This is a genomic window from Rhodococcus sp. PAE-6 (assembly GCF_025290685.1).
Lineage (GTDB): Bacteria > Actinomycetota > Actinomycetes > Mycobacteriales > Mycobacteriaceae > Rhodococcus > Rhodococcus pyridinivorans.
In genome coordinates, this window is record NZ_JAOCLZ010000197.1 from 1 (window position 1) to 245 (window position 245).

Consider the following 245-nt stretch of genomic DNA (forward strand, 5'->3'; position numbering starts at 1 on the left):
CACCGCGGCCTTGGAGACGGGATAGAGCCAGCGCCCTGTCTGGGCAATCTTGGAGGAGATGCTGGTGAAGTTGACGATGGCGCCGCCGCCGGCCTGGGCCAGGTGCGGCCGGACGGCACGCGCTGCCATCGCCGCGCTGACCACGTTGACGTTCAGTGCTGTGAGCCAATCTGAGCGGCCTGAAACCGCGCCGTCGTCGAGGTAAGTGCATGCGAGATTGACTAGGTGGTCGACGCGGCCGAAAT

Annotated in this window: 1 protein-coding gene; it reads right to left on the reverse strand. The window is 65.7% G+C overall.

What is annotated here, in order from left to right; translation table 11 throughout:
• Window positions 1-245 (reverse strand): SDR family oxidoreductase (locus NVV99_RS26755; protein ID WP_260783330.1); only part of this gene is annotated, 245 nt, incomplete at both ends.